The organism is Kushneria sinocarnis (assembly GCF_003633775.1).
Lineage (GTDB): Bacteria > Pseudomonadota > Gammaproteobacteria > Pseudomonadales > Halomonadaceae > Kushneria > Kushneria sinocarnis.
The window spans coordinates 52,461-76,787 of record NZ_RBIN01000003.1; the positions used below are offsets into that span (position 1 = coordinate 52,461).

Sequence of the window (24,327 nt, forward strand, 5' to 3'; positions counted from 1 at the left end):
TAGCAACAGGATGATTCTCATGGCCGACAAGAACATCAACATTCTGGTAGTCGATGATTTTCCCACCATGCGCCGCATCGTGCGCAATCTGCTCAAGGAGCTGGGATATCACAACGTTGAAGAGGCCGAGGACGGCGCAGCCGGACTCGAACGTCTCAAGGCCGGAGGCTTCGGTTTCGTGGTCTCCGACTGGAACATGCCCAATCTGGATGGTCTGGAAATGCTCAAGCAGATCCGGGCGGATGACGCGCTCAAGCATCTGCCGGTCCTGATGGTGACTGCGGAGGCCAAGAAGGAAAACATCATCGCCGCAGCCCAGGCAGGTGCCAACGGCTATGTTGTCAAACCCTTCACGGCCGTGACGCTGGAAGAGAAGATCAACAAGATCTTCGAGAAACTCGATAATTAATGGCGATTGCGCCATCACGGCTCAACAGGGAGCAATCACCATGACGAGTCAGGACCCCGCGGCAAGAACCGAAGCCGAGAACTTCGAGCTGATTGCCCGCATCGGCCAGCTGACCCGTGCACTGCATGAAAACATGCGTGAACTGGGGCTGGATCAGGAGGTCGAACGGGCGGCCCAGGCCATTCCGGATGCCCGCGATCGCCTCAATTACATTGCCACCATGACCGAACAGGCCGCCGAACGGGCGCTGTCGGCCACCGAAGTGGCGCAGCCGCTTCAGGACAGCATCGAGGCGCAGGCCAATGGCCTGGCAGAGCGGTGGGACAGCTGGTTCGAGCAGCCCATCGAACTGGGTGATGCCCGTGAACTGGTGGCCGATACCCGGGCCTATCTGGCCTGGATTCCGGACCAGACGCGGGCCACCAATGCCCAGCTGCTGGAAATCATGATGGCGCAGGATTTCCAGGACCTGACCGGCCAGGTCATCAAGAAGATGATGGATGTCATCCGGGAAATCGAAAGCCAGCTGGTGCAGGTACTGATCGACAACATTCCCGAGGAGCACAGGGAGCGCAAGAGCGTCCAGAAGAGTGCGCCCTCCGAAGCCTCGTCACTGCTCAACGGCCCGCAGGTGGCGGCCGAGAAGGCCGACGATGTGGTCAGTGACCAGTCGCAGGTGGATGATCTGCTGGACAGTCTCGGTTTCTGAGCGGGTCTTCGCTGCTGTATCGGATGAAAAGCCCGGCAAACGCCGGGCTTTTCGCATGATCGCGGCGCTGGGCTGCCGATCACAATAGCCCTCCGGAAACTCCCGGTGGTTATCTCGGATCGGTCATGGCCAACGACAGCGATCAGGAAAAGACGGAACAGCCTACCCCCCGGCGCCTGGAGAAGGCGCGCGAAGAGGGGCAGGTGGCGCGTTCGCGTGAGCTGACCACCTTTGCCCTGATCAGTGTCGGCATCGGCGCCCTCTGGCTGCTGGCCGGCTGGATGGGCAGCATGCTGGCCGATGTCATGCGGGGCAGCATGAGCTTCGGCCATGATGAGCTGTTCGATGATTCGCGCATGCTGATTGATGGCTTCAGGCTCGGCACCCATGCATTGCTGGCGCTGGCGCCGCTGCTGGGGGTGCTGGCCGTGATCGCGCTGATAGCCCCCATGCTGCTGGGTGGCTGGCTGTTTTCGACCAAGTCGCTGAAGCCCGATCCCAACAAGCTCAATCCGGCTTCGGGGCTCAAGCGCATCCTCTCCTCGCAGGCGCTGGCCGAGCTGGCCAAGACGATCGCCAAGTCGATTCTGATCGGCGTGGTGGCGGCCATGTATATCTATTTCCATCAGGAAGAGCTGGTCGCCCTGGCCGGTCAGAGCGTGCTGGCGGCCATCCGTTCTTCACTGACCATGGCGGTGACCTGCTGTGCCCTGATCATGCTCGCCTTCATCGGGGTCATCCTGCTGGATGTGCCGTATCAGATCTGGAGCCATCACAAGAAGCTGCGCATGAGTCGCGAGGATATCCGCCAGGAGCACAAGGAGTCCGAGGGCGACCCGCAGGTCAAGGGACGCATTCGTCAGCAGCAGCAGGCGATGGCGCGGCGGCGCATGATGAGCGAGGTACCGACCGCCGATGTGATTGTCACCAACCCGACCCACTTTGCAGTGGCACTGGCCTACCGCGAAGAGGAGATGGGCGCGCCACGGGTCGTGGCCAAGGGGGCCGATGCCGTGGCGGCGCGCATTCGTGAGGTGGCCCGGGAAAACCATGTGCCCCTGCTGGAAGCGCCACCGCTGGCCCGCGCCCTGTATCGCCATGCCGATCTCGAGTGCGAGATTCCCGGCGCCCTGTATACCGCCGTTGCCGAGGTGCTGGCCTGGGTCTATCAGCTGCGGCGTTTTCACAGCGAAGGGGGCCAGCCACCCCGTACGCCGCAGGCCATTGCGGTGCCTCCCGAACTAGATCCCAATGCCGGTGATGAGTCGGCGACTACTACCTGAAGGAACATCGAGATGATGGTTTTTTCGCCGAGTGCAATGTCATGAATGCCGTGACCGCGATGTTTCAACGGGTCGGCGTGTCCCAGTCCGGTCAGCTGAAAATGCTGGCCGGGCCGGTACTGATCATCATGATCCTGGCGATGATGGTGCTGCCGCTGCCGCCGTTCGTGCTCGACATGCTGTTTACCTTCAACATCGCCCTGTCGATCATGGTGCTGCTGGTGAGCATGTTCACCACCAGGCCGCTCGATTTTGCAGCCTTTCCGGCAGTGCTGCTGTTCTCGACCCTGCTGCGGCTGTCGCTCAATGTGGCCTCCACCCGGGTGGTACTGCTCAACGGTCATAGCGGCGGTGACGCTGCCGGTCAGGTCATCGAGGCGTTTGCCCAGTTCCTGGTGGGCGGCAACTTTGCCGTGGGGCTGGTGGTATTCATCATCCTGGTGGTCATCAACTTCATGGTCATTACCAAGGGGGCGGGTCGTATTGCCGAGGTGGGTGCCCGCTTCGTGCTCGATGCCATGCCCGGCAAGCAGATGGCCATCGACGCCGACCTCAATGCCGGTCTGATTGATGAAACCCAGGCCAAGCATCGGCGCAGCGAAGTCTCCCAGGAAGCCGACTTCTACGGCTCGATGGATGGTGCCAGCAAGTTCGTGCGCGGCGACGCCATTGCCGGCATCCTGATCATGGTCATCAACATCATCGGCGGCCTGATCGTGGGCGTGGCACAGCACGGCATGGATGCCGGCACCGCCGCGCATACCTATACGCTGTTGACCATCGGCGACGGTCTGGTGGCACAGATTCCCGCACTGGTGATTTCCACGGCCGCCGGTGTCACCGTCTCCCGCGTCAATACCGAGCAGGATGTCGGCCAGCAGTTGCTGGGCCAGCTTTTCACCAACCCACAGGTACTGATTCTGGCCGCGGGGGTACTGGGGCTGCTGGGCATCATTCCGGGCATGCCCAACCTGGTCTTTCTGTTCTTCACCGCGCTGCTGGGCGGGCTTGCCTGGTGGCTGATGCGTCAGAAGCGGGCCGTTGAAGCGCAGGAGGCCAGTGCTGCGCCGAGCGCGGCTGCGGCCACGCCGGAGGCCAGCGAGGCCAGCTGGGATGATGTGCAGCTGGTCGATCCGCTAGGGCTGGAAGTCGGGCATCGACTGATTTCGCTGGTTGACCAGCAGCAGGATGGGGAGCTGCTCAGGCGGATCAAGAGTGTGCGCAAGAAATTCGCCCAGGAGATCGGTTTTCTGCCGCCGGTGGTGCATATCCGCGACAACCTCTCCTTCGCCCCGCATCATTACCGGATCACGCTCAATGGCGTCATGATCGGCGAGGGCGAAGCCTGGCCCGGCCAGTTTCTGGCAATCGATCCCGGCCAGGCGAGCGGTTCACTGAGTGGCCGCGCCACGCATGACCCGGCCTTCGGTCTGCCGGCCACCTGGATCGACGCCGAGCAGCGCGATCAGGCGCAGGTGCAGGGCTACACCGTGGTGGATGCCGGCACCGTGGTGGCGACCCATCTCAACCATCTGCTGACCCGCCACGCCAGTGACATGCTGGGTCGCACCGAGACCCAGAAGCTGCTGGACCGGGTCAAGCAGGAGTCGCCCCAGCTGGTCGATGACGTAGTGCCCAAGCTGGTGTCGATGACCACGCTGATGCGGGTATTGCAGCATCTGCTGGAAGAGGAAGTGTCGATTCGCGACATGCGCACCATCCTGGAAACGGTGGCCGAGCATGCGACGAATACCGGCGATGCGCTGGAGCTGACGGCCGCCGTGCGTCTGGCACTGGGCCGCGCCATTACCCAGCAGCATCTGCCGGGCAGGGAACCGGCTGACGTGATCGGCCTGGACGGCCAGCTCGAGCAGATGCTGATGCAGGCGATGTCCAGTGGCGGTGGACTGGAGCCGGGGCTGGCCGAAACGCTGATCCAGCAGGCTGAACAGGCCATCGCCAATCAGGAGGCGCGCGGGCTGCCCACCGTGCTGGTGGTGCAGCATGCCCTGCGGCCATTGCTGTCCCGCTTTCTGCGGCGTCGGCTGGATCGCCTGGTGGTGCTTTCCCAGGCCGAGATTCCCGAAGAGCGTCATATCCGGGTAACCGCCATGATCGGCGGGCAGGGGTGATCGGCGCCTTTCGGCGCCGCGGAAGGTGGCGAGACAACGGCGGCTGCAGGTGGGGCGCGCTGCTCCTGCTGGTCGCCGTGCTTGCCCCGTTGCCGACGCGCGCGGCGGCCGGTGGTGCCTGGATCGGCGATGAGCAGGCGCCGACACTGCGGCATGGCGGACGTGACTATCACAGGACCCTCACGCCACCCGATGGTCTGCCGCAGGGTAGGGTCAGTACCGTCAGCTGGCGTTATGAGCTGTTACCCCTGAACACGGCACTGCAGGCCGCGCTCTGTCATCGCCGGCATTGTGTTCCCCTGGCTGCTGCCAGAGGGCAAACCACCGGCTTTGCCGGGTTGCCGGTGGCCGGGGCGTGGACCTTTCACTTCGGCATGCCGGGCGAGGGGCAGCGGCTCGCGCCTCGTCTGCGGGGCGGCCCACTACAGCTGATCGTGAACTACACCACGTCCTGAGGCGCTTGGCGAAGTTCGCTCTGGCAGTACAAGCAATCGGGCCCGCCGGTCGGTAACAGGCGCTGCCGGCATGCAAATACCGTTGGCATGCAAAAGGCCCCGGCGATCGCTCACCGGGGCCCTTCATTGACATGCCGTAACGCCGGAGCCGGAGGCGCGGGGTCAGCACTGGCCGTAGGTATTGCCCTGACTGACCGGACTGGAGCGGCCATTGCGACCATAGAGACTGGTACTGCTGGCGGTTTTGAAGAACCGCAGTGCCCGTTCGTGCATGTCCAGGCGCAGATGGATGGCAAGTCCATTGAGCCGATTGCGGGTGCGTGCCTGCTCGCCCGCCGCGACGATCTGCTGCCAGAGCTCGTCCAGCTCGTGCTGGTGCGCTGCTGCCCGGCTGCCACTGCGATCCACGCTGAAACCCTGTTGCTGCAGCCACTGACAGCGCCTGCCTTCCAGACGCTCGAGCGTGGCCGTGACCACGCTCTTGCGCTCGGTCACGTCGGCCAGGGCGCCAGCTGCCACCGGCGTATCGGCCAGCAGGGCAGACTCCTCGTCGAGCAGCGCATTGAATCGCTCGAGAGCCTCGAGCAGCTGGGTCAGCAGAACCGCTGGATCATGGGACATGCAGTTATCTCACTGGGTCATGAGCTCAGGACTGATCGTCGACCAGCTCCCGGGCGCTCTGGATCAGACCGTCGGCAATCCGGTCGGAACGGATCTCGAAGCTGCCGTCGCGGATGGCCTGACGAATTTCATCGACCTTGGCGGTGTCGATATCCCTTGACGCATCACTGGCGCTGGAAGGTGTCCAGCTGGACGACACGGCGTCTGCGCGGGTGGCGTTCTGAGGACCGCCGGTGCGCTGAGCATCGCGGGTCGCCCCGGGCTGCAGATGCGTGATGTTGGTGCTGGAATCGATTTTCACTTTGACTGTCCTCTCGGGCACTCGACCGGATGCCATTCGGGTGCGGATGGATGCGTGGCTGCACTGTAGACTTTATCGACGCCATGATGGGGATCTTTAGGCGCCGGTGTCCACGGTTTCGTATCCGTATGTGTCAAAGCGTAACGCCAGTGCTGATACCTGTCGGACGCGGACTAACGCAGCTCGACGGTATCGTGGCTGATGGCGGTTCCCGTCAGGATCCTGCCTTCACTGGTGCGGACACGCAGCCTTTCATCCCGTCCCGCCCCGGACAGCGCAGTGCCCTCGGTGCGAATCGCGAACCCCCGGCCCTGCGCCACCACCCTGACCTGCTGACCGCTTTTGATCAGCAGGGGAGCGCGCAGCATGTTGCCCTGCAGGGGCAGCCCCTCGCCGATGCGACGTGTCGCGACCTGACCGGTCGGGTCGTGATCACCCGTCAACAGCTGCTGCGACAGCCGGGTCAGGTCACCATTGCGCAGGTTGACATCGCCCGGACCGATGACGCTGCCCGGGGCAATATCATGGGCCGCCACGTAATAGTCGCCTTTCACCCGCACGTAGGCCTGGAAATAGCGGGTCGAGGGCCGATCGTCGGGACAGCGCACGCCCACCGTGGTCCTGCCCCACAGACGCTGACCATTGCCGGGCAGGAACGGCTCCGGATTGTGGCAGCTGATCCGTTGAACGTTGGGGATATCCAGCTCGACGCTGACATCGCCCGACAGCGAGGTGGACTGATCGAGCAAAAAACCCTGCAGCGTGGTTTCCAGCACGCTGTCGGCTGCCATCACCGGCAGTGCGAAGCAGCCCCCCAGTGCCAGTGTCGCCAGTGTTCGCTTCGGAATCGAAAACTTCATGCCACGCCTCGCTAGCGATAGAACCGGGTCACGCGGGCTGACTGCGCCCCGAGCGTGCCCGATCACCATGTTCGGCGCAGTGTAATCGCAGGCAGGCAATTCCAGCGCAGGAATTGGCACGCAAAAGTCACGCTATTTGTTCGATTGTATGGTTTTGTAAATCCCTATTCTTCACCCTGCATCGAGGGGGCTCGCCAATGGTGAAGATGATCGCCGTTCAACGCGCCTCGTCATTCGTCAACCTGTTCAGGGGATGAGGCAATGATCGATCGCCTCAACGCATCACTGAATTTCCAGCAGCAGGCGCTGAACCTGCGGGCTGAGCGTCAGAAGGTTCTGTCGGCCAATATCGCCAATGCCGATACCCCCGGTTATCAGGCCCGGGATTTCGATTTTCGCGGCGAGCTGGAGCAGGCGGTAAAGCGCGGAAGCGGGGGAGAAGGCAGCGGCGGTCTGGCCATGACCACTACCTCGTCGCGGCACATTCACGGCCAGGCCCCCGGTGGTGGTGGCGTCACCGATCTCATGTACCGGGTGCCGACCCAGCCGGCGCTGGATGGCAATACCGTCGACATGGATCAGGAGCGGGTCAACTTTGCCGATAACTCCGTTCATTATCAGGCAGACCTTCAGTTCATTACCAGCAGGTTGCAGGGGCTGAAACAGGCCATGCAGCCGGAGTAACGGGAAAGCCATGCTCAACGTCTTCAACATTTCCGGTTCGGCGCTTTCTGCCCAGTCGCAGCGCATGAACGTGACGGCCAGCAACATGGCCAATGCCGATAGCGTGGCAGGGCCGGATGGTCAGCCCTATCGTGCCAAACACGTCACGTTCGAGCTGGATGCGGCGCCGGGGCAGTCGGTCGGCGGGGTACGCGTCTCGGATGTGGGCGAAAGCCAGAGTCCCTTTCGTCGCCAGTATGATCCGGGCAATCCGGCCGCGGATGACGAGGGCTATGTCAGTCTGCCCAACGTCGATCCCACCGAAGAGATGGTGAACATGATCTCGGCGGCGCGCTCCTACCAGGCCAACGTCGAAGTACTCAATACCAACAAGTCGCTGATGCTCAAGACGCTTACTCTCGGTGAGTGAGCGGCGAGCGATGCCACAGGAGTGCCGCCATGAGTTTTGACACTTCCATCATGAGCCAGCTCAACGGGACGGTGTCGACCCCGAAGAGCCAGACGACCGGCCAGGGGAATATCAATACCGATCCCACCCAGCTCAGCGATCAGTTCCTGACGCTGCTGGTGGCCCAGATGAAGAATCAGGACCCGCTCAATCCGACCGAGAACTCCGAGTTCACCTCGCAGATCGCGCAGATCAATACCGTCAGCGGCATCAACGATCTCAACGATACGCTGAATTCGATCACCGGTCAGATCAACACCACCCAGCAGCTGCAGGCCAGTGCGCTGGTCGACAAGGGGGTGCTGGTCAATGGTAACCAGGTCGCGGTCGGTAAGGATGGCGAGACCGTAACGCCGTTCGGGGTCGATCTTGCCTCCGATGCGGATAACGTCAGGGTAACCATCACCGATCCCGGTACCGGCAAGGTGATCGATCAGTATGACCTGACCGAAAGCGGGCCCATGCAGGCCGGCATCCAGTCCTTCTACTGGGACGGCACCAACAGTGCCGGCGAGAAGGTCGGCCAGGGGAACTACACCGTTTCCGTTGAAGCCACCAGTAACGGTGAAGAGGTCAGCGCCGCGCCCCTGCGCTATGCGCTGGTGAATGGCGTGGCCCGCTCCGAGGAGGGGGGCGCCATGCTGGATCTCGGTCCGATACTGGGTCAGGCCTCGCTGTCCGATATCAAACAGATCCTGTAATTCGATTATCGTTCAGGGCCCCGGGCCTGGAATCGATCAAATGGCGGCCGTGTGCCGCACCCGGGCAACCTCAACACATGCATCAGAGGACGTCACATGGCTTTTTCGCAGGGTGTCAGCGGTCTTAATGCGGCCGCCAGCCAGCTCGATACCATCGGCAACAACATCGCCAACTCCCAGACGGTCGGCTACAAGAGCAGCCGTACCGAGTTTGCCGACATCTATGCCGGCGCCAAGGCCGGACTGGGCACCAAGGTTGCCGCGGTTACCCAGAACTTCAACAGCGGCTCGCTGGAAACCACCAACCGGGATCTGGATCTGGCGATCGACGGCGGCGGTTTCTTCCGGCTGACCGATGGCAACCAGATCAGCTATTCGCGCAACGGCCAGTTCCAGATGGACAGCGAAGGCTACCTGGTCAGCAATACCGGCCAGCAGCTGACCGGCTACAACGTGCAGAACTTCAACAGCCTGACCACCGACCCCAGCGTGGCCACCGGTGGTACCCCCGAAGCCATCCAGGTGCCCAGCACCTCGATGATCGCCAAGGGCACCTCGGAAGCCCGGGGCAAGGTGGCACTGGATGCCGGCAGCGACATCAAGGATCCGGCCAATTTCAACTCGAGCGATATCAACACCTACAGCTGGAGCACCACCAATACGGTGTACGACTCGCTGGGAAATGCCCAGTCGCTGAACCTCTATTTCGTCAAGGATGGTTCCAACAGCTGGCAGGTCAATGCCGAAATGCCGCTGGGCAGTGAAGCCAACTGGTCCGGTACCGTTTCCGATGGTGGTACATATCCGGGAGAGTTTGACCCTGCGACCAGTGGCAATGGCACGTCCACGTTTACAACGGAAAGTGGACATGAATACCGCGCTGTCGTTACCGGTGCCAGTCAGGATGCCGATGGTGCCTGGAGCGGTGGGGAGATCAGCTATACCGAGATTCAGCCTTCCATCCAGCTCTCGTTCAACGGCAACGGGGTGCTGACCCAGGCCGATCAGACGGACAAGCCCGGCAATCTGAGCACCAACCAGGTGCAGTGGGCGTTCGACTCCCAGAACGGCTCGGCCGAGACCGACTTCAGCTTCGACTTCAGCGGCGCGACCCAGACCGCCAAGTCGTTCTCGATTGCCGATGTCACCCAGAACGGCAATGCCCCGGGGGATCTGACCGGCATCTCGATCGGCGACGATGGCACGATCAGCGGCAGCTACTCCAATGGTCGGACGGTCGGCCTCGGTCGTGTGGCGCTGGCGGATTTTGCCAATGAGCAGGGCCTGAGCCCGATCGGCAACAACCAGTGGGTGGCGACGACCAGCTCCGGTCAGGAGCTGCTCGGCACGGCCGGGACCGGTCAGCTGGGCAGCCTGATTTCCGGCACGCTCGAGCAGTCCAATGTCGATCTCTCCCAGGAACTGGTCAACATGATCGTCTCGCAGCGCAACTACCAGGCCAATGCGCAGACCATCAAGACCCAGGATCAGATTCTGCAGACGGCCGTTTCGCTGCGCTGATCCTTCACGGCGCGCCCGCCCGGGCGCGCCGTTCCTGCAGGGGCCTTTTGGGCAGGAATCCCGGATCGTCTCCCGAATTGGCTCCTTTCGAGCGTGTTTCTCTTTCCTTTATCACCGTGCGCTTCAGTGTTTACTACGCGCATGACGATCACGCTCGCTGACTGGAGAGCCGCATGGATCACATGATTTATACCGCCCTGTCCGGGGCCAAACAGACCCTTGAACGCCAGTCGGTGGTGGCCAACAACATGGCCAATGCGTCGACGCCCGGCTTTCGCGCCGAGCTCTCCGCCTACCGGGCAGTGCCGGTCAACGGGGTGGGGCTTGCCACCCGCGCCATCGTCGCCGACAGCACACCCGGCTCCGATTTCCAGACCGGCACCATTCAGGCCACCGGGCGGGCGCTGGATGTCGCCATAGATGGCCAGGGCTGGCTGGCGGTGCAGTCGCCGGATGGCAGTGAAGGCTATACCCGCGGCGGTGGGCTGCAGGTCGATTCGACCGGCATCCTGCGCTCCAACGGCCACGCCGTGCTCGGTGAGGATGGCCCGATCGTGATGCCGCTGGGAGCCGAGGATGTCTCGGTCGCCGGTGATGGCACCATCTCCGCCGTCGCGGCCGGTGGTCAGCCCAACACGCGCGCCGAAATCGGTCGTCTCAAGCTGGTCAACCCGGCCGAAGACGGACTGATGCGTGGCGAGGACGGGCTCTTCCATATCCGCACCGGGGATGGCCAGCCGGCTGCGGCCCAGCCGCTGGATGAGGGTGTCCGGTTGGTCAGTGGGGCCATTGAATCGAGCAATGTCAATCCGACCGAAGCGATGGTGGCCATGATCGATAACGCGCGGCGTTTCGAAATGCAGATGAAGATGCTGCAGAGCGCCGACGAGAACGCCCAGAGAGCCAATTCGCTGCTCTCGCTGAGCTGACAAACACGCTGATTTGCTGAATGCATGCTCCCCGCGGGAGCACATGGAGAACCCCTGATGATTCGTTCACTCTGGATTGCCAAGACCGGTCTTGACGCCCAGCAGACCAACATGGACGTCATTTCCAACAACCTGGCCAACGTCTCGACCAACGGCTTCAAGAAATCGCGTGCGGTGTTCGAGGATCTGCTCTATCAGAACATGCGCCAGCCGGGTTCGATGTCATCGGTGCAGACCAACCTGCCCTCGGGGTTGCAGGTCGGTACCGGGGTGCGGCCGGTCGCCACCGAGCGGCTGCACACCCAGGGCAACCTCGAGCAGACCGGCAATTCCAAGGATGTGGCGATCAACGGTCGCGGCTTCTTTGCCGTGCAGATGCCGGACGGGACCTCCTCGTATACCCGCGATGGCTCCTTCCAGCTCAATGAAAACGGTCAGCTGGTGACGGCCAACGGCTTCCCGATCGAGCCCGGCATCGTGGTGCCGCAGAATGCGCTGTCACTCTCGATTGCCCAGGACGGTACCGTCTCCGTGACCCAGCCCGGCGTGACCGGCAGCAGCCAGATCGGCCAGCTGCAGCTGTCGACCTTCATCAACCCGACCGGGCTGGAGAGCATCGGGGACAATCTCTATCGCGAGACCAACGCCTCCGGGCCGCGCAATGACAACGTGCCGGGCAACAATGGCGCCGGCCTGCTGCAGCAGAATTTCGTCGAGACCTCCAACGTCAACGTGGTCGAGGAGATGGTCAACATGATCGAGACACAGCGCTCCTACGAGATCAACTCGAAGGCAGTCTCGACCGTTGACCAGATGCTCGGTCGCCTGACCCAGCTGTAATCATGACGGCCCTGATGACTGCCGACGTGCGTCGGCTCGTGCCTGAACGATCGCGTCTGCGTGCGCTGGCGCTGATCGTACTGCTGACCCTGATGGCCGGCCTGGGCGGGTGTGCCCAGATTCCGCGCCAGAATGTCGTGCAGGGGCCGACCACGGCGCCGCCCCAGCCGGTGCCGGTGCCGGATGCCAATGGCTCGCTCTTCCAGGCGCGCTACTCCAAGCCGCTGTTCGAGGACCGCAGGCCGCGAGCCATCGGCGATATCCTGACCATCGTGCTGAACGAGAATGTCAGTGCCACCAAGAGCTCGGCCGCCAATGCCAGTCGCAACGGCTCCGCCAGCCTGGGGCTTGATACCGTACCGCAGGGGATTCGGGGCCTGCTGGATGAGCGGGCGTTCGATCTGGAAGGTGAAAACCAGTTCTCGGGTCAGGGCGGGGCCAATGCCTCCAATACCTTCACCGGTACGATTACCGTGACCGTCATGGATGTGCTGCCCAATGGCAATCTGGCCGTGGCAGGCGAAAAGCGGATCGGCATCAATCAGGGCACCGAATACATCCGCTTTTCGGGGACGGTCAATCCGCGCACGGTCAGCGCCAATTCGAGCGTGGTGTCGAATCAGGTGGCTGATGCTCGCCTGGAATACTACGGCGATGGCTATATCAATGAGGCCCAGACCATGGGCTGGTTGCAGCGCTTTTTCCTGAACATTTCACCGTTCTGAGTATGCCGCGATGATGTCACTGTCTGCTGTCCGTCTGTTGCGTCGCCATCCCTGCAAGGCCCTGATGCTGGTGCTGGGCATGCTGCTGGCGGCACCGGCTCGTGCCGAGCGCCTCGGCGACATCGCGAGCTTCCAGGGGGTGCGCGCCAACCCGGTGGTGGGTTACGGGCTGGTGGTCGGTCTGAACAATACCGGTGACCAGACCATGCAGACGCCGTTTACCGGCCAGTCGGTCACCAACATGCTCTCCGAGCTTGGAGTCACGGTGGATGGCTCGACCAACATGCAGCTCAAGAACGTGGCTGCGGTGATGGTGACAGCGGATCTGCCGCCCTTTACCAGCCCCGGCCAGGAGATCGACGTGACGGTCTCCTCGATCGGCAACGCCAAGAGCCTGCGCGGCGGCACGCTGCTGATGACTCCGCTCAAGGGAGCGGACGGGGAGATCTATGCGCTGGCCCAGGGCAATGTACTGATTCCGGGTATCAGTGCGGAGGCTGCGGGCAGCAGCGTACAGGTCGGTCAGACCTCGGCAGGGCGCATTCCCGACGGGGCGATCGTGGAGCGCAAGGTGCCGGTGGATCTGGCCAAAAACGGCAGCATCGATCTCGAGCTCAAGAATGGCGATTTCAATACGGCGCTGCGGGCCATGAATGCGATCAACCAGGTCTTCGGCAGCGGGGTGGCCACGGCGAAGAACTCACGCACCATCTCTTTGCAGGCGCCGATCGATGATGCTTCCAAGATCTCCTTTCTGGCCCGCGTACAGAACATCGATATCAATCCGGCCGCGCCGAAGCCGAAGGTGGTGATCAACTCGCGTACCGGCTCGGTGGTCATGAATACCAATGTCACGCTGGGGCGGGCTGCGGTCGCGCATGGCAACCTGTCGGTCGTGATCGACAACAATCCCATCGTGAGCCAGCCCAATGCACTGTCCGGTGGTCAGACAGCGGTCGTGCCCAATGCCGATGTCAATGTGCAGGAGGAGAGCGGGGCGCTGCAGGTCGTGCCGAACTCGACGGATCTGGTCGATGTGGTGGATGCGCTCAATCGCATGGGCGCCACGCCGAGCGATCTGATGGCGATCCTCGAAGCGCTCAAGCGTGCCGGCGCCCTGAATGCCGATCTGGAGGTGATCTGATGGCACTCGATTCGGGCAGTCCCCGGTTCGCGCTGGATGTTCAGGGGCTTTCGAAGCTCAGGTACAACGCCCGTCAGGCGCCTGACCAGGGGCTGAAGGAGGTCTCGCAACAGTTCGAATCCGTGCTCTTGACGATGATGCTCAAGAGCATGCGGGCGGCTTCGCCGAAAAGCGAGCTGCTGGATAACTCCAGCATGGATACCTACAAGTCGATGATGGACCGGCAGTGGGCGCAGACGCTCTCCCAGCGGGGGATCGGACTGGCTGACATGCTGGTCAGCCAGCTGGGCGGGCAGAAGGCCGGCAAGCCCGATGCCGTGGAGGGCGCAGCGCCCGGTGAGCGCACCGGGCTGCCTGCCCCCGAGGCTCCCCGCACGCTCTCCCGGGCCATGTCGGTCGGCGAGGAGCAGGTGGCGGCGCTCAATGCCGGGCGGCTGGAGGCACTGCGGGCGATTGATGAGCAGAGCAATCGGCCGGTGGTGGCCGGCGCCGGCAGTGAGCCGGAGCGGGCCAGCGGTTCACTGTTTAATCAGAGCAATACCGGGGCGGGCGTGAACCGTGCCGGTGGCAGTGCCGTGGCGCTCGAGGACCTGCCGGCCCATGTCAGTGCCTTCATTGCCAAGGTGGGGGATGCGGCCCGTGATGTCAGCCGTGCCACGGGCCTTTCCAGCCGGCTGATCATGGCTCAGGCCGCACTGGAAACCGGCTGGGGCAGAAGCGAGATCCGCGATGGCGAGAGTGCCAGCCACAACCTGTTCAACATCAAGGCGACCGGCGGCTGGCAGGGCAGGAGTACCAGCGTGGCGACCACCGAATACGAGCACGGCCGCGCGGTGAATGTTCGTGACGACTTTCGCGTCTACGACTCCTATGATCAGGCGTTTGCCGATTATGCCCGGCTGATTACCGACAACCCGCGCTATGCCGGGGTCGTCCAGGCCGGGTCGCCGGAAGAGGCGGCCCGCCAGCTTCAGCAGGGCGGTTATGCCACCGACCCCAACTATGCCAGCAAGCTGATCGCGATAATGTCGCAGATCCCGGATCAGCTGGGCGAGATGGCCGATCGCATGGGCGATCGGCTGTTCGGTGATGGCGGCCGCTCAGCCGGATGGCTGGCCGATAATGCCCGGGGTGCTACCGATACCCCGGCTGATCGGGATGAGTGGTCACTGGCGCGCCAGCCGACCCGGCTGTTCTGAGTGACCGGCTGCATCCGGATGACAACAGGCGCAAAACCGGGCGTGGGTACTCAATCTTCCGATCTGCCTGCCGTTAAATACACCATGACTTCAACTGCCATACGATACGTCGAGGAACCGACATGAGCAGCTCGCTTTTCGGCATCGGTCTCAGTGGCCTGAGGGCATCCCAGATTGCCCTCAACACCACCAGCAACAACATCAGCAATGTCGATACCGAAGGGTATAACCGTCAGATCACCCAGCTTTCCCAGAATACCGGCAGCTCCAGCGGGGGCGGTTTTTCGGGCAATGGCGTGACGGTGACCGGCGTCGAGCGGCAGTATCAGCAGTATCTGAACAATCAGCTCAACTCGGCGCAGTCCACTCAGAGTGCCCTGAGTACCAGCCTGAGTCAGGCCTCCCAGATCGACAGCCTGCTGGCCGACAGCGATGCCGGCATCAATACGCAGATGCAGCAGTTCTTTGCCGGCCTGCAGACCGTGGCGGACAACCCTTCCGATACGGCGGCACGCCAGTCGCTGCTGGGCAATGCCGAGAGCATGACCGCCCAGTTCAACTCGATCGGCCAGTATTTCGACAATCTGGACAGCAGTACCGAATCGCAGATGAGCACTGCGGTGGACGAGATCAATGGCTATGCCAGTCAGCTGGCCGAGCTCAACAACCAGATCAGTCAGACCACCGCCAAGACCGGCACGCCGCCCAACGGGCTGATGGATCAGCGTGACGCGCTGGTGACCCGGCTGAACAAGCTGACCGATATCACGGTGGTCGATCAGCAGGGTCAGTTCAATGTCTCATTGCCCGGCGGTCAGCCGCTGGTCATCGGCGATTCGGCCAACAGCCTCTCGATGGTGTCGGCGAAGGATGACCCGGATCGCATGACGGTCGGTTTCAATACCGCGACCGGGCAGACCCTGGAACTGAATGAACAGCAGCTCAGTGGCGGCACCCTCGGCGGTCTGATCGGCTTTCGCAATGATGTGCTCGAGCCCGCTTCCCAGCGCCTTGATCAGCTGGCACAGACCCTGAGTTCGCGAATCAATGCCCTCAACAAGCAGGGGGAAACCCTCAACGAGGGAGAGGCCGGCGAGGCACTGTTCTCGACGGCCGAGCCGGTGGTGCGTACCAGTACCGATAATGCGGGCAGCGCCACGCTGACCGCTGAATTTGCCCGCGATGGCCAGGACAACCTCAATGCCGGGGCCATGCGTGCCAGCAATTATCAGGTCGAAGCGGATGGCAGTGGCGGTTTTACCGTCACTCGCCTGAGTGACGGCAAGGCCGTCAGCCCCGATGCCGAGGGGGCCTATGATGGTCTTGCCATCACGCTCTCGGCCGGCGCGGCGGCGGGTGACACCTTCACCGTCAAGCCGCTGGAAGGCGCTGCCAGCAACATGCAGCTGCTGGCCTCCGATCCGGCCGCCATTGCGGCGCGCAGCCCGGGAGAAGGGGTCGGCGGCAACAGCAACGCCCTGAAGATGGCAGCGCTGCAGGATGAGAAGGTGGTCAACGGCAACGCCAGCTTCAACAGTGCCTATGCCCAGATTGTCAGCAGTGTCGGCAACCAGGTGGCAACGCTTTCCAGCAAGAGCGATGCCCAGAATCAGGTGGTGCAGGAGCTGCAGGGCGCCCAGCAGTCGGTATCCGGCGTCAATCTCGACGAGGAGGCGGCCAACCTGGTGCGCTATCAGCAGCTCTATACCGCCAATGCACAGGTCATCAAGACCGCTTCCGGTCTGTTCGATACCCTGCTGGGTATCATGGCATAAGGTCCGATAATCATGCGTATCAGTACTTCCATGATGTTCGAGCTGAGCAGAAACGCGATGCAGGATCGCCAGAGCGACCTCTCCGAAATCGGGCTTCAGCTCTCTACCGGCAAACGAATTGCTACCCCGTCCAGCGACCCGCGGGCGGCGGGCCAGGTGCTGCTGACCCAGCAGGCGAATGCCCAGAACAGTCAGTTCGAAAACTCGCGCATTACCGCCCAGCAGCAGCTGGCCACCCAGGACAGCGTGCTGGACAGCGTGACCAACCTGATTACCCGGGCCAAGTCGCTGATCGTGCAGGCGGGCAACGGCACGATGTCCGATGTTGACCGTCAGTCGAACGCCACCGAGCTGGAAGGTCTCTATCAGGAAGCGCTCGGTCTGGCCAACAGCCAGGATGGCAACGGCAATTATGTCTTTGCCGGCTCGCAGACCGACCAGCCTGCCTTTGTCGAAGAGGCCGGCGGTGTGACGTACAACGGGGACGATGTGGTGCAGTCCATGCGGGTTGATGCTTCGCGCAACATGAAGATCAACCGGATCGGCAGCGAGGTCTTCGACATCGGGGCGAGTGGGGATGATCCGGCCAGCAGCCTGTTCAACAGCCTGAAGTCGGCCATCGATGTCCTGAATCAGCCGCTGGGCGATGGCGCCGATGGTACGGTCACTTCCGAGCAGTACCGCGCCACCATCGACCGCACCAACCGTCAGCTCGATCAGTCACTGGACAACGTCCTGACCGTGCGCTCCAGCATCGGCTCCAATCTCAACGAGATCGATGCGCTCGACGAGATCGGCAACACCCGCTCGCTCAATTACGAGACCCAGATCTCCTCGCTGCAGGATCTGGACTATTCCGAAGCCATTTCACGCTACTCGGTCAGCCAGGTGGGCCTGCAGGCCTCGCAGCAGCTGTTTACCCGGGTACAGGAGCTCTCGCTGTTCAAGATGCTCTGACAGCCGACCCATCCCGTGACGCCACTTCTCATGAAGTGGCGTTTTGCTTTCCGGGGGGCAGCGGATCAAGGCGCCGGCATGCGAGCCCGAGCCGGGGGAGCCACTACGAGGAGCTGTCGGCCAGCGTCATTACCACCTCGACCATCTGCTGCAGGCCCTGCTCGAACATGCGCTGAAAGACTGTCCCCAGTTCCGGGGTCATGAAGGTCAGCAGCACCACGCCGGTCAGCAGCGTAATGGGGAAGCCGACCGAGAATACGGAAAACTGGGGGGAGGCCCGATTGAGGATGCCCATCGACAGGTTGATGATCAGCAGGGCGGTCAGCAGCGGAATGGCCAGCAGCATGCCGGCACTGAAGATGATGCTGCCGTAATGCGCCACATCCCGGAAGCCTTCGGTATTCAGGGTGCCGGTCCCCACGGGCAGGCGCTGGAAGGTTTCGATCAGCAGCTGGAGCATGATCAGATGCCCGTCGAAGGCCAGAAACATCAGCACCGCAAACAGGTTGAGCAGTCGCGCCAGCACCATGGTATTGCCCTGGGATTCGGCCGAATAGAAGGAGGCGAAGGAGAGCCCCATCTGCAGACCGATGAAGTCGCCGGCCGCCATGATGGCGGCAAATACCACGCGCATGACCAGCCCCAGGGCAAGACCGATCAGCAGCTGTTGTGCGATCAGCCAGAAGCCGGCATAGGAAATGGGTGCGATGTCCGGCATCGGTGGCAGGGTAGGGGCAATCAGTACGGTCAGGGTGGCGGCCATGCCGATCTTGGCCAGCCGGGGAATGGCGGTTTCGCCGAAAATGGGGGCGGCAGCCACGAAGGCCAGCAGCCGGAAGAAGGGCCACAGGAAGAGCGTGACCCAGTGCATCAGCTGCGCTTCGGTAACCTCGAGCATGACGGTGGCCGGTGCGGGGTCAGCTGCCGATGATCATCGGCAGGTTGCGAAACAGCTCCCGCGTGAAATCCGTCAGGGTGCCGAGCATCCACTGTCCCGCCAGGATGATGGTAATGAAGACCGCCAGGATCTTGGGAATGAAGGAGAGTGTCATTTCGTTGATCTGGGTGGCCGCCTGAAACAGGCTGACCAGCAGACCCACCACAAGCGCCACCAGCAGCAGGGGCGCGGCGATCATCAGTACCAGCTTCATGCCCTGATAGGCCAGGCTCATTACCATTTCGGGTGACATGCGAACTCCTTGAGCGAGCGTGATGCCGGGAGATGAAGATTCGGACGCCGCGTCCGACTCAGGTCATGAAACTCTGGGCCAGCGAGCCCATCAGCAGCCCCCAGCCATCCACCAGCACGAACAGCATCAGCTTGAACGGCAGCGACACGATCGCCGGCGGCACCATCATCATGCCCAGCGCCATCAGCACGCTGGCCACCACCAGGTCGATGATCAGAAACGGTATGAAGATGGTAAATCCGATCTGAAAGGCGGTTTTCAGCTCGCTGGTCACGTAGGCCGGCAGCAGCAGCCGCATCGGGACATCCTCGGGGCCCTGCAGCGGGCCGATATCGGCAATGTCGGCGAACATCGCGATGTCCCGCTCACGGGTCTGATGCAGCATGAACTCCCGCATCGGCTGGGCACCGCGGGCAATCGCCTGCTGAAAGCTGATCTCGCCGCTGGAGAGCGGCTGGTAGGCGGTGTCGTAGATCCGCTCGAAAACCGGCGACATGATGAAGAACGTCAGAAACAGCGCCAGTCCGATCAGGACCTGGTTGGGCGGAGCGGTCTGGGTACCGAGCGCGCTGCGCAGCAGGCCCAGCACGATGATGATGCGCGTAAAGCTGGTCATCATTAGCAGCACGGCCGGCAGGAAGGCCAGCGACGTCAGCAGCACCAAAAGCTCGATCGACAGCGACCAGGACTCGTTGTCGCCGCTGCCGCTCTGGGTGATCAGACCGGGCAGGGCAGCCGCATGCGCCGGGGAGGACGATAGCAGTGCCAGCAGTACCAGCGGCATCACGGGGCCGAGGCGCAGCAGACAGCGTGACAGCAGCGAACGTGATGACATCATGAATTGCGATCCCGACGATCGAAGCGCTGCGCCAGCACGCGCCTGAAGCTTTCTCCCAGTCCCGGCGCAGCGCTGTCCTCGCCGGGGGTTTCGGCACTGCGTGCCGGCAGCGTGTGCAGGGTGCGCACACTGCCCGGGGCGACGCCCAGCACCAGCCAGGTATCCTCGACCTCGACCATCACCACCCGTTCACGCTGGCCGAGATTCTGGCTGGCGATGACCCGCAGCTGACGCTGGCTGCCCATCAGCCGGCCCCGGCCGAGCCGACGGATCGCCCAGGCACACAGCCCGATGATGGCCAGCACGACCACCAGGCCGATCATCGTCTTGCCCATGCCCGCCGCGGCCATGTCGGCATCGCTGCCCTGCAGGTAGCCGCTGCCGCCCGCCGGCGCCTGCGTGGTCTGCAGGGTGGCGGCGGTGTGCAGCGCCTCTGAGTTCAGCGACGCTTCCGGCAGGAGCGTGTCGGGGTGCTGGGTGCTCATCGATTGAGTTTGTGGATCCGTTCCGAGGGGGTAATGATGTCGGTGACACGAATACCGTACTTGTCATCGACCACCACGACTTCGCCCTGAGCAATCAGATAGCCGTTGATCAGGATGTTCATCGGCTCACCGGCCAGCCCCTCGAGCTCCACGACCGAGCCCTTGGCCAGATCGAGCAGTTCGCGAATGGTCAGCCTGGTGCGGCCCAGCTCGACCGAGAGCGTGACCGGAATCTCCATGATCATGTCGAGATCACGGCGCTCACCGCCAGTCGCTTCCTCGGTCAGCGGTTGAAAGACGCTTTCGCTGGCAGCCTGTTGATCGCTGTCGCTCTCCTCGGCCGCACCCTGTTCGGCCATGGCGGCCGCCCAGGGGTCGTCTTCCGGCGCTGCGCTGTCTTCGGCCTGCTGTTCGGCAAAGGCATCCGCCCAGTCATCCGCGGCGCTCCCGCCTTGTTCGGTGGCGTCGGAGTGGCGGGTGTTCTCGTCTTCGGGCTTGTTGGTATCACTCATCGTGCGAATCCCAGTAGGTATCGGGGGAGCGGTGATCGACCAGCTGTTTGACGCGCAGCGCCTTCTGGCCATTCAGGCTGCCATAGTTGCAGGTCATGACCGGCACGCCATCCACCCGGGCGCTGATCTCGCCGGGCAGATCGATGGGCAGCACATCACCCACCTGCAGGTGCGCCACCTGCGCCATCGTGGTTTCGATCGTGGTGAAGTCCGCGATCAGCTCGACGCTGGAACGCTTGACCTCACCGGCCAGCCGCTGCATGCGGCTCTTGTCCTCATCGGGATCGTTCTTCTGCAGGGGGCCGGTCAGCACCTCGCGGATGGGCTCGATCATCGAGTAGGGCATGCAGATGTGAAAGTCGCTGCCGAACGAGCCGACCTCCACGTGGAAGCTGGTATTCACCACCAGCTCATTGGCGGTGCTGGTAATGTTGGTAAACTTCACCTGCATCTCGCTGCGGTGATACTCCAGCTCGACCGGGTAGACCGTCTGCCAGCCTTCGGCATAGCTCTCCAGCGCGAGATCCAGCAGGCGACGGATGATGCGCTGTTCGGTATGGGTAAACTCGCGGCCTTCCGACTTGGTCAGGAAGCGCCCGTCACCGCCGAACAGGTTATCGACGATCAGAAAGACCAGGTTGGGCGGAAATACCAGCAGCGCATTGCCCCGCAGCGGCTTCATCGAAATCAGGTTGATGTTGGCCGGCACCGGCAGATTGCGCGTGAAATCGCTGTACTTCTGAATCCGTACCGGACCGACGGTGATGTCGGCGCTGCGGCGGATCAGGTTGAACAGCGACATGCGAAAGCGTCGGGCAAAGCGCTCGTTGATGATGTCGAGCGCATGCAGCCGCCCCCGTACCACCCGCTGCTGGGAAGCCGGATCGAAGGGCCGGATCTTCCTGCCATCGGCCGTCTCGCGGGTGCCGGATTCCTCCTGATCACCGCTGACACCCTTGAGCAGGGCGTCGATTTCTTCCTGCGAAAGCATGTCATCCATGGGCGTCACTTCACTGCACAATGAAATCGGTGAACAGGGCCTGGGTCACGTCGGCCCGGGTCTGGCCGTCATCGAACGGCTGATCGAATGCCGCCACGATCTCCTTCGCCAGCGCCTGCTTGCCGGCAGCACTGGTCAGGCTGGCAGCGTCGTGGCTGGTCAGTACCATCAGGATGCGATTGCGGACTTCCGGCATGTGGTCCCTGAGCAGGGCGGCGGCCTCGTCGCTGCCGGTCTGCAGGGTGATGCCGGTATACAGCACCCGACCGTTGTCATCACCGACATTGACGGTGAACGGCTTGAGCTCGACAAAGACAGGTGCTGCCGGCGGCGCGGGTTCGGCCTCCTCGGTGCTGGCAACGGCCTCATCGCTGCTGCCGAGAAAATACCAGCCACCGGCGGCACCCGCGCCGAGGGCCGCGATCAGCAGCAGGGCGATCAGCCACCAGGCAGGGCGTTTACGGACAGGAGTTGCCGAAGCATCGGTCATTGTGGCCATCACCAGGATTCCGAAAAGAGTGAACGGGGCGGTGGGGAGTGCCAGGGGCCCGAGAGGGCCCGCAGCACCGGTTACCGTCGGAGGCCATGTTACGATGCGTAGCCGGCGACGATGGATCAAATAGCGCCATTCAGGTGGGCCAACTCAATGCTTTGGCTGGCCCGGGGTGTGGAAGGCGATCAGGCGAACAGATCGATGCCGCTGAGAGGGCGCGGGCCCGAGCTGTCGATGACAATGGCGTCATCGCTGTCGGGGAACAGGCCATCGCTGCCTGTCATGCCGGCACGGGAGAACTGGCCGGAGCCCGGAGTCGACTGCTGCTGCTGTTGGGCGCCCTGGTCGCTCACCGAGGTCTGGCCGAGTTCGATGCCGCTGGCCGAGAAGGCATCACGCAGCTGGGGCATGGCGGCTTCCACGGCCGCCCGCACGTGGGCGTGGGGCGACATCACGTGCAGCTGTGCCTGCTGGTCGCCCAGCTTGAGACTCAGCTGCAGCTGACCCAGATCCGGGGGGTTGAGATGCAGTTCGGCGCTGCCACCGCCCTGATGGCTGAGCCGCATTACCTGCTGATTGAAGGCCTGATCCCAGCCCTCCGCCTGCAGCTGGGGCGTCAGGGTGGCGGTCATCATCGGCTGCGGGGTGGCACCCGCGCTCGGCATCACGGGGCTCGTGCCCTGGGGCATGAACGCGGCATTCGAACCGTCGGCTGCCTGCAGGCCGGTTGCATGCAGGGTGAGGCGCCCGGAGGCTGAGCTCTCGCTGCCTTCCAGTGCGCTCAACCAGGCCGTACGCTGATCGCTGGCATTCGAGGAAGAGGTGTCGATGGCATTGAGCAGCCGACCATCGGCCTTGAGTTCGCTCTGGGCCCCCTTGCCCTGATCGTCGGCGCCCTGCAGGCTGGCGGTTACCGCCTGGCGGGAGAGTGCATCGTTCCGCCGGGCGCCGCCGCTGCTGTCATGTGTGACACCCGTCGAGTGTCGGGCCGCCGGCTGCTGCTGTGCCCCCAGCAGCGAGGCGAGGGCAGCGGAACCATCGATGGAAGGCTCGTCATCGTGCGTTCGGCGATCCTCACCCTTGTCATTCATTACACGGCCAGCGTGCTGTAGCCGATTCTCGGGTTTGCCCGGCATGTCCGCCGCTGCACGAGCGTCGTCCGGCACGCTTTTGATGTGCTCGACCAGTGCCGCCTTGTCGCTGGCATCCGGGCGGGAATGATCACGGGACTGAGCCTCAGTATCGGCGGCCGCCTCGTTGCGCGCAGGTCCCTTGCCTTCATGCCTGGCGGCCAGCTGCTGCAGCGTGCCGGCCGGGTCATGCGCATGGCTGCTTGCCTCCTTGCCGGGCGAACCGTGCCGCTTCGCCGTGAGGTCAGGCGCCGACGGTTGCGCTGGTTCGCCGCCGCTCTCGTTTTTGCCGGTTGTCTGCCGGTCATGAGAAGCGGTGTGCTCGGAAGCGGAGCGGGATGCGTGCCTGTCGGAAGCCCGGGGCGTTTCGGCCGTTTTCGCGTCGCTCCTGCTGCCGGACTGCTGCTGGGTGAGCATCGCCTTGAAATCGCTTCCGCCTCCCTGCTGACCGGCGACGGTCGGGGAGGAGGCGCTGGTGGTTTGGGTCGGGCTGAGTGAAGAAATCGATGTGGTCACACCGGCATTCCCTTGGATTCAGAAACCACCCATCGCGGCACTGGCGCGACTGGCGAATTCATCGGTTTGGCGCTGCTCACGCCGATTGCTGGCCAGCCGCTCTTCCTCGAGCCGGCGGGTGGCCAGAACGTCATAGGCGTTGACGCGCTGCTGCTGTCGCTGCCAGTCCGTCACGCCCTTCTCGACGCGACCTTCACTGCGGGTCACCTGCTGGTGCTGATGGTCGATCGCCTGATCCAGCGAGCGCATGAACCGCTGATAGTTCTGCAGGGCTGCCATGCTGATGCCGTTGGCCATGGCGGCCTCGAACTGACGGCGATACTCGTCGCGATAGTGCAGCAGCGAATCGAGCTGCTGATGGCTGCGCTGATGCGAGCTGCGCAGCTCGCCCAGCAACTTCGCGGCGCCATCGCGATGTTCGCGGGCCAGTTCGACCAGGGTGTCCAGTGAAGAGTTGCGATTCGACATGT

Annotated in this window: 28 protein-coding genes; 16 read left to right on the forward strand and 12 right to left on the reverse strand. The window is 63.0% G+C overall.

Annotated features, from left to right (window positions below):
- Positions 1-19: 19 nt before the first annotated feature.
- From cheY to C7446_RS05050, 5 genes are all read left to right on the forward strand, one after another.
- Positions 20-409: a chemotaxis response regulator CheY gene (gene cheY, locus C7446_RS05030; RefSeq protein ID WP_121171939.1), complete on the forward strand. Its 390-nt coding sequence runs from the start codon at positions 20-22 to the stop codon at positions 407-409.
- A 40-nt stretch (positions 410-449) separates the two neighbouring features.
- Positions 450-1,118 (forward strand): protein phosphatase CheZ, encoded by a 669-nt coding sequence (gene cheZ, locus C7446_RS05035; RefSeq protein ID WP_121171941.1) that lies wholly within the window; start codon positions 450-452, stop codon positions 1,116-1,118.
- A gap of 125 nt (positions 1,119-1,243) precedes the next feature.
- Positions 1,244-2,401: a flagellar biosynthesis protein FlhB gene (gene flhB / locus C7446_RS05040; protein WP_121171943.1), complete on the forward strand. Its 1,158-nt coding sequence runs from the start codon at positions 1,244-1,246 to the stop codon at positions 2,399-2,401.
- Positions 2,402-2,442: 41 nt separating this feature from the next.
- Positions 2,443-4,533: a flagellar biosynthesis protein FlhA gene (gene flhA, locus C7446_RS05045; RefSeq protein ID WP_121171945.1), complete on the forward strand. Its 2,091-nt coding sequence runs from the start codon at positions 2,443-2,445 to the stop codon at positions 4,531-4,533.
- 77 nt (positions 4,534-4,610) lie between these two features.
- Entirely contained in the window at positions 4,611-4,988 is a 378-nt protein-coding gene (locus C7446_RS05050; protein WP_170150007.1) for a flagellar protein FlhE, read from the forward strand.
- A gap of 162 nt (positions 4,989-5,150) precedes the next feature.
- Here C7446_RS05050 and C7446_RS05055 read toward each other — a convergent pair whose 3' ends face one another.
- The 3 genes from C7446_RS05055 to flgA all read right to left on the reverse strand — a co-directional run bounded on the left by C7446_RS05055 (position 5,151) and on the right by flgA (position 6,770).
- Positions 5,151-5,609 carry a flagella synthesis protein FlgN gene (locus C7446_RS05055; protein ID WP_121171949.1) on the reverse strand — a complete coding sequence of 153 codons (459 nt, stop codon included), beginning with the start codon at positions 5,607-5,609 and terminating at the stop codon, positions 5,151-5,153.
- Between the two features lie 25 nt (positions 5,610-5,634).
- Positions 5,635-5,910: a flagellar biosynthesis anti-sigma factor FlgM gene (gene flgM / locus C7446_RS05060; protein WP_245977705.1), complete on the reverse strand. Its 276-nt coding sequence runs from the start codon at positions 5,908-5,910 to the stop codon at positions 5,635-5,637.
- A 173-nt stretch (positions 5,911-6,083) separates the two neighbouring features.
- Complete coding sequence (gene flgA, locus C7446_RS05065; RefSeq protein WP_170150008.1) at positions 6,084-6,770, reverse strand: flagellar basal body P-ring formation chaperone FlgA; 687 nt, start codon at positions 6,768-6,770, stop codon at positions 6,084-6,086.
- Positions 6,771-7,031: 261 nt separating this feature from the next.
- On the opposite strand from flgA, the gene flgB reads away from it, so the two are divergent.
- From flgB to flgL, 11 genes are all read left to right on the forward strand, one after another.
- Positions 7,032-7,454, forward strand: a complete 423-nt coding sequence (gene flgB, locus C7446_RS05070; protein ID WP_121171955.1) for a flagellar basal body rod protein FlgB — start codon at positions 7,032-7,034, stop codon at positions 7,452-7,454.
- A gap of 10 nt (positions 7,455-7,464) precedes the next feature.
- Positions 7,465-7,863: a flagellar basal body rod protein FlgC gene (gene flgC, locus C7446_RS05075; RefSeq protein WP_121171957.1), complete on the forward strand. Its 399-nt coding sequence runs from the start codon at positions 7,465-7,467 to the stop codon at positions 7,861-7,863.
- 29 nt (positions 7,864-7,892) lie between these two features.
- A complete protein-coding gene (locus C7446_RS05080; protein WP_121171959.1) occupies positions 7,893-8,603 on the forward strand; it encodes a flagellar hook assembly protein FlgD in 711 nt (236 codons plus the stop codon).
- A 96-nt stretch (positions 8,604-8,699) separates the two neighbouring features.
- Positions 8,700-10,124, forward strand: a complete 1,425-nt coding sequence (locus C7446_RS05085; RefSeq protein ID WP_121171961.1) for a flagellar hook protein FlgE — start codon at positions 8,700-8,702, stop codon at positions 10,122-10,124.
- 173 nt (positions 10,125-10,297) lie between these two features.
- Positions 10,298-11,053, forward strand: a complete 756-nt coding sequence (gene flgF / locus C7446_RS05090) for a flagellar basal-body rod protein FlgF (RefSeq protein WP_121171963.1) — start codon at positions 10,298-10,300, stop codon at positions 11,051-11,053.
- 57 nt (positions 11,054-11,110) lie between these two features.
- Positions 11,111-11,893 (forward strand): flagellar basal-body rod protein FlgG, encoded by a 783-nt coding sequence (gene flgG, locus C7446_RS05095; protein WP_121171965.1) that lies wholly within the window; start codon positions 11,111-11,113, stop codon positions 11,891-11,893.
- Between the two features lie 2 nt (positions 11,894-11,895).
- Positions 11,896-12,618 (forward strand): flagellar basal body L-ring protein FlgH, encoded by a 723-nt coding sequence (locus tag C7446_RS05100; protein WP_425454105.1) that lies wholly within the window; start codon positions 11,896-11,898, stop codon positions 12,616-12,618.
- A 10-nt stretch (positions 12,619-12,628) separates the two neighbouring features.
- Positions 12,629-13,762 carry a flagellar basal body P-ring protein FlgI gene (locus tag C7446_RS05105; protein WP_342768346.1) on the forward strand — a complete coding sequence of 378 codons (1,134 nt, stop codon included), beginning with the start codon at positions 12,629-12,631 and terminating at the stop codon, positions 13,760-13,762.
- A complete protein-coding gene (gene flgJ / locus C7446_RS05110) occupies positions 13,762-14,961 on the forward strand; it encodes a flagellar assembly peptidoglycan hydrolase FlgJ (RefSeq protein ID WP_121171967.1) in 1,200 nt (399 codons plus the stop codon). The genes C7446_RS05105 and flgJ overlap by 1 nt, the downstream gene beginning before the upstream one ends.
- Before the next feature lie 122 nt (positions 14,962-15,083).
- Positions 15,084-16,736, forward strand: coding sequence for a flagellar hook-associated protein FlgK (gene flgK, locus C7446_RS05115; protein ID WP_121171969.1), 1,653 nt, complete (start codon positions 15,084-15,086; stop codon positions 16,734-16,736).
- Between the two features lie 12 nt (positions 16,737-16,748).
- Positions 16,749-17,693, forward strand: a complete 945-nt coding sequence (gene flgL / locus C7446_RS05120; RefSeq protein ID WP_121171971.1) for a flagellar hook-associated protein FlgL — start codon at positions 16,749-16,751, stop codon at positions 17,691-17,693.
- A 103-nt stretch (positions 17,694-17,796) separates the two neighbouring features.
- Here the strand turns inward: flgL and fliR are convergent, their stop codons facing one another.
- From fliR to fliJ, 9 genes are all read right to left on the reverse strand, one after another.
- Positions 17,797-18,591 carry a flagellar biosynthetic protein FliR gene (gene fliR / locus C7446_RS05125; protein ID WP_121171973.1) on the reverse strand — a complete coding sequence of 265 codons (795 nt, stop codon included), beginning with the start codon at positions 18,589-18,591 and terminating at the stop codon, positions 17,797-17,799.
- Positions 18,592-18,610: 19 nt separating this feature from the next.
- Positions 18,611-18,883 carry a flagellar biosynthesis protein FliQ gene (gene fliQ, locus C7446_RS05130; protein WP_121171975.1) on the reverse strand — a complete coding sequence of 91 codons (273 nt, stop codon included), beginning with the start codon at positions 18,881-18,883 and terminating at the stop codon, positions 18,611-18,613.
- A gap of 58 nt (positions 18,884-18,941) precedes the next feature.
- The gene (gene fliP, locus C7446_RS05135; protein WP_121172342.1) at positions 18,942-19,667 is read right to left on the reverse strand and encodes a flagellar type III secretion system pore protein FliP; all 726 of its coding nucleotides are present in this window, start codon (positions 19,665-19,667) and stop codon (positions 18,942-18,944) included.
- Between the two features lie 50 nt (positions 19,668-19,717).
- The gene (gene fliO, locus C7446_RS05140; protein ID WP_121171977.1) at positions 19,718-20,206 is read right to left on the reverse strand and encodes a flagellar biosynthetic protein FliO; all 489 of its coding nucleotides are present in this window, start codon (positions 20,204-20,206) and stop codon (positions 19,718-19,720) included.
- On the reverse strand, positions 20,203-20,718 hold the full coding sequence (gene fliN, locus C7446_RS05145; protein WP_121171979.1) for a flagellar motor switch protein FliN: 516 nt from the start codon (positions 20,716-20,718) through the stop codon (positions 20,203-20,205). The genes fliO and fliN overlap by 4 nt, the downstream gene beginning before the upstream one ends.
- On the reverse strand, positions 20,711-21,718 hold the full coding sequence (gene fliM, locus C7446_RS05150; protein WP_211327863.1) for a flagellar motor switch protein FliM: 1,008 nt from the start codon (positions 21,716-21,718) through the stop codon (positions 20,711-20,713). Before fliM ends, fliN begins: the two co-directional genes overlap by 8 nt.
- A 10-nt stretch (positions 21,719-21,728) precedes the next feature.
- Positions 21,729-22,217, reverse strand: coding sequence for a flagellar basal body-associated protein FliL (fliL, locus tag C7446_RS05155; RefSeq protein WP_121171981.1), 489 nt, complete (start codon positions 22,215-22,217; stop codon positions 21,729-21,731).
- Positions 22,218-22,396: 179 nt separating this feature from the next.
- A complete protein-coding gene (locus tag C7446_RS05160) occupies positions 22,397-23,857 on the reverse strand; it encodes a flagellar hook-length control protein FliK (RefSeq protein ID WP_121171983.1) in 1,461 nt (486 codons plus the stop codon).
- Positions 23,858-23,875: 18 nt separating this feature from the next.
- The gene (gene fliJ / locus C7446_RS05165) at positions 23,876-24,325 is read right to left on the reverse strand and encodes a flagellar export protein FliJ (protein ID WP_121171985.1); all 450 of its coding nucleotides are present in this window, start codon (positions 24,323-24,325) and stop codon (positions 23,876-23,878) included.
- Between the last annotated feature and the right edge of the window lie 2 nt (positions 24,326-24,327).

Coding starts and splice junctions, on each gene's coding strand:
- cheY (WP_121171939.1), top strand. CDS start 20: ATGGCCGACAAGAACATCAACATTCTGGTAGTCGATGATTTTCCCACC.
- cheZ (WP_121171941.1), top strand. CDS start 450: ATGACGAGTCAGGACCCCGCGGCAAGAACCGAAGCCGAGAACTTCGAG.
- flhB (WP_121171943.1), top strand. CDS start 1,244: ATGGCCAACGACAGCGATCAGGAAAAGACGGAACAGCCTACCCCCCGG.
- flhA (WP_121171945.1), top strand. CDS start 2,443: ATGAATGCCGTGACCGCGATGTTTCAACGGGTCGGCGTGTCCCAGTCC.
- C7446_RS05055 (WP_121171949.1), bottom strand. CDS start 5,609: ATGTCCCATGATCCAGCGGTTCTGCTGACCCAGCTGCTCGAGGCTCTC.
- flgA (WP_170150008.1), bottom strand. CDS start 6,770: ATGAAGTTTTCGATTCCGAAGCGAACACTGGCGACACTGGCACTGGGG.
- flgB (WP_121171955.1), top strand. CDS start 7,032: ATGATCGATCGCCTCAACGCATCACTGAATTTCCAGCAGCAGGCGCTG.
- flgC (WP_121171957.1), top strand. CDS start 7,465: ATGCTCAACGTCTTCAACATTTCCGGTTCGGCGCTTTCTGCCCAGTCG.
- C7446_RS05080 (WP_121171959.1), top strand. CDS start 7,893: ATGAGTTTTGACACTTCCATCATGAGCCAGCTCAACGGGACGGTGTCG.
- C7446_RS05085 (WP_121171961.1), top strand. CDS start 8,700: ATGGCTTTTTCGCAGGGTGTCAGCGGTCTTAATGCGGCCGCCAGCCAG.
- flgF (WP_121171963.1), top strand. CDS start 10,298: ATGGATCACATGATTTATACCGCCCTGTCCGGGGCCAAACAGACCCTT.
- flgG (WP_121171965.1), top strand. CDS start 11,111: ATGATTCGTTCACTCTGGATTGCCAAGACCGGTCTTGACGCCCAGCAG.
- C7446_RS05100 (WP_425454105.1), top strand. CDS start 11,896: ATGACGGCCCTGATGACTGCCGACGTGCGTCGGCTCGTGCCTGAACGA.
- C7446_RS05105 (WP_342768346.1), top strand. CDS start 12,629: ATGATGTCACTGTCTGCTGTCCGTCTGTTGCGTCGCCATCCCTGCAAG.
- flgJ (WP_121171967.1), top strand. CDS start 13,762: ATGGCACTCGATTCGGGCAGTCCCCGGTTCGCGCTGGATGTTCAGGGG.
- flgK (WP_121171969.1), top strand. CDS start 15,084: ATGAGCAGCTCGCTTTTCGGCATCGGTCTCAGTGGCCTGAGGGCATCC.
- flgL (WP_121171971.1), top strand. CDS start 16,749: ATGCGTATCAGTACTTCCATGATGTTCGAGCTGAGCAGAAACGCGATG.
- fliR (WP_121171973.1), bottom strand. CDS start 18,591: ATGCTCGAGGTTACCGAAGCGCAGCTGATGCACTGGGTCACGCTCTTC.
- fliQ (WP_121171975.1), bottom strand. CDS start 18,883: ATGTCACCCGAAATGGTAATGAGCCTGGCCTATCAGGGCATGAAGCTG.
- fliP (WP_121172342.1), bottom strand. CDS start 19,667: ATGCCGCTGGTACTGCTGGCACTGCTATCGTCCTCCCCGGCGCATGCG.
- fliO (WP_121171977.1), bottom strand. CDS start 20,206: ATGAGCACCCAGCACCCCGACACGCTCCTGCCGGAAGCGTCGCTGAAC.
- fliN (WP_121171979.1), bottom strand. CDS start 20,718: ATGAGTGATACCAACAAGCCCGAAGACGAGAACACCCGCCACTCCGAC.
- fliM (WP_211327863.1), bottom strand. CDS start 21,718: ATGGATGACATGCTTTCGCAGGAAGAAATCGACGCCCTGCTCAAGGGT.
- fliL (WP_121171981.1), bottom strand. CDS start 22,217: ATGGCCACAATGACCGATGCTTCGGCAACTCCTGTCCGTAAACGCCCT.
- fliJ (WP_121171985.1), bottom strand. CDS start 24,325: ATGTCGAATCGCAACTCTTCACTGGACACCCTGGTCGAACTGGCCCGC.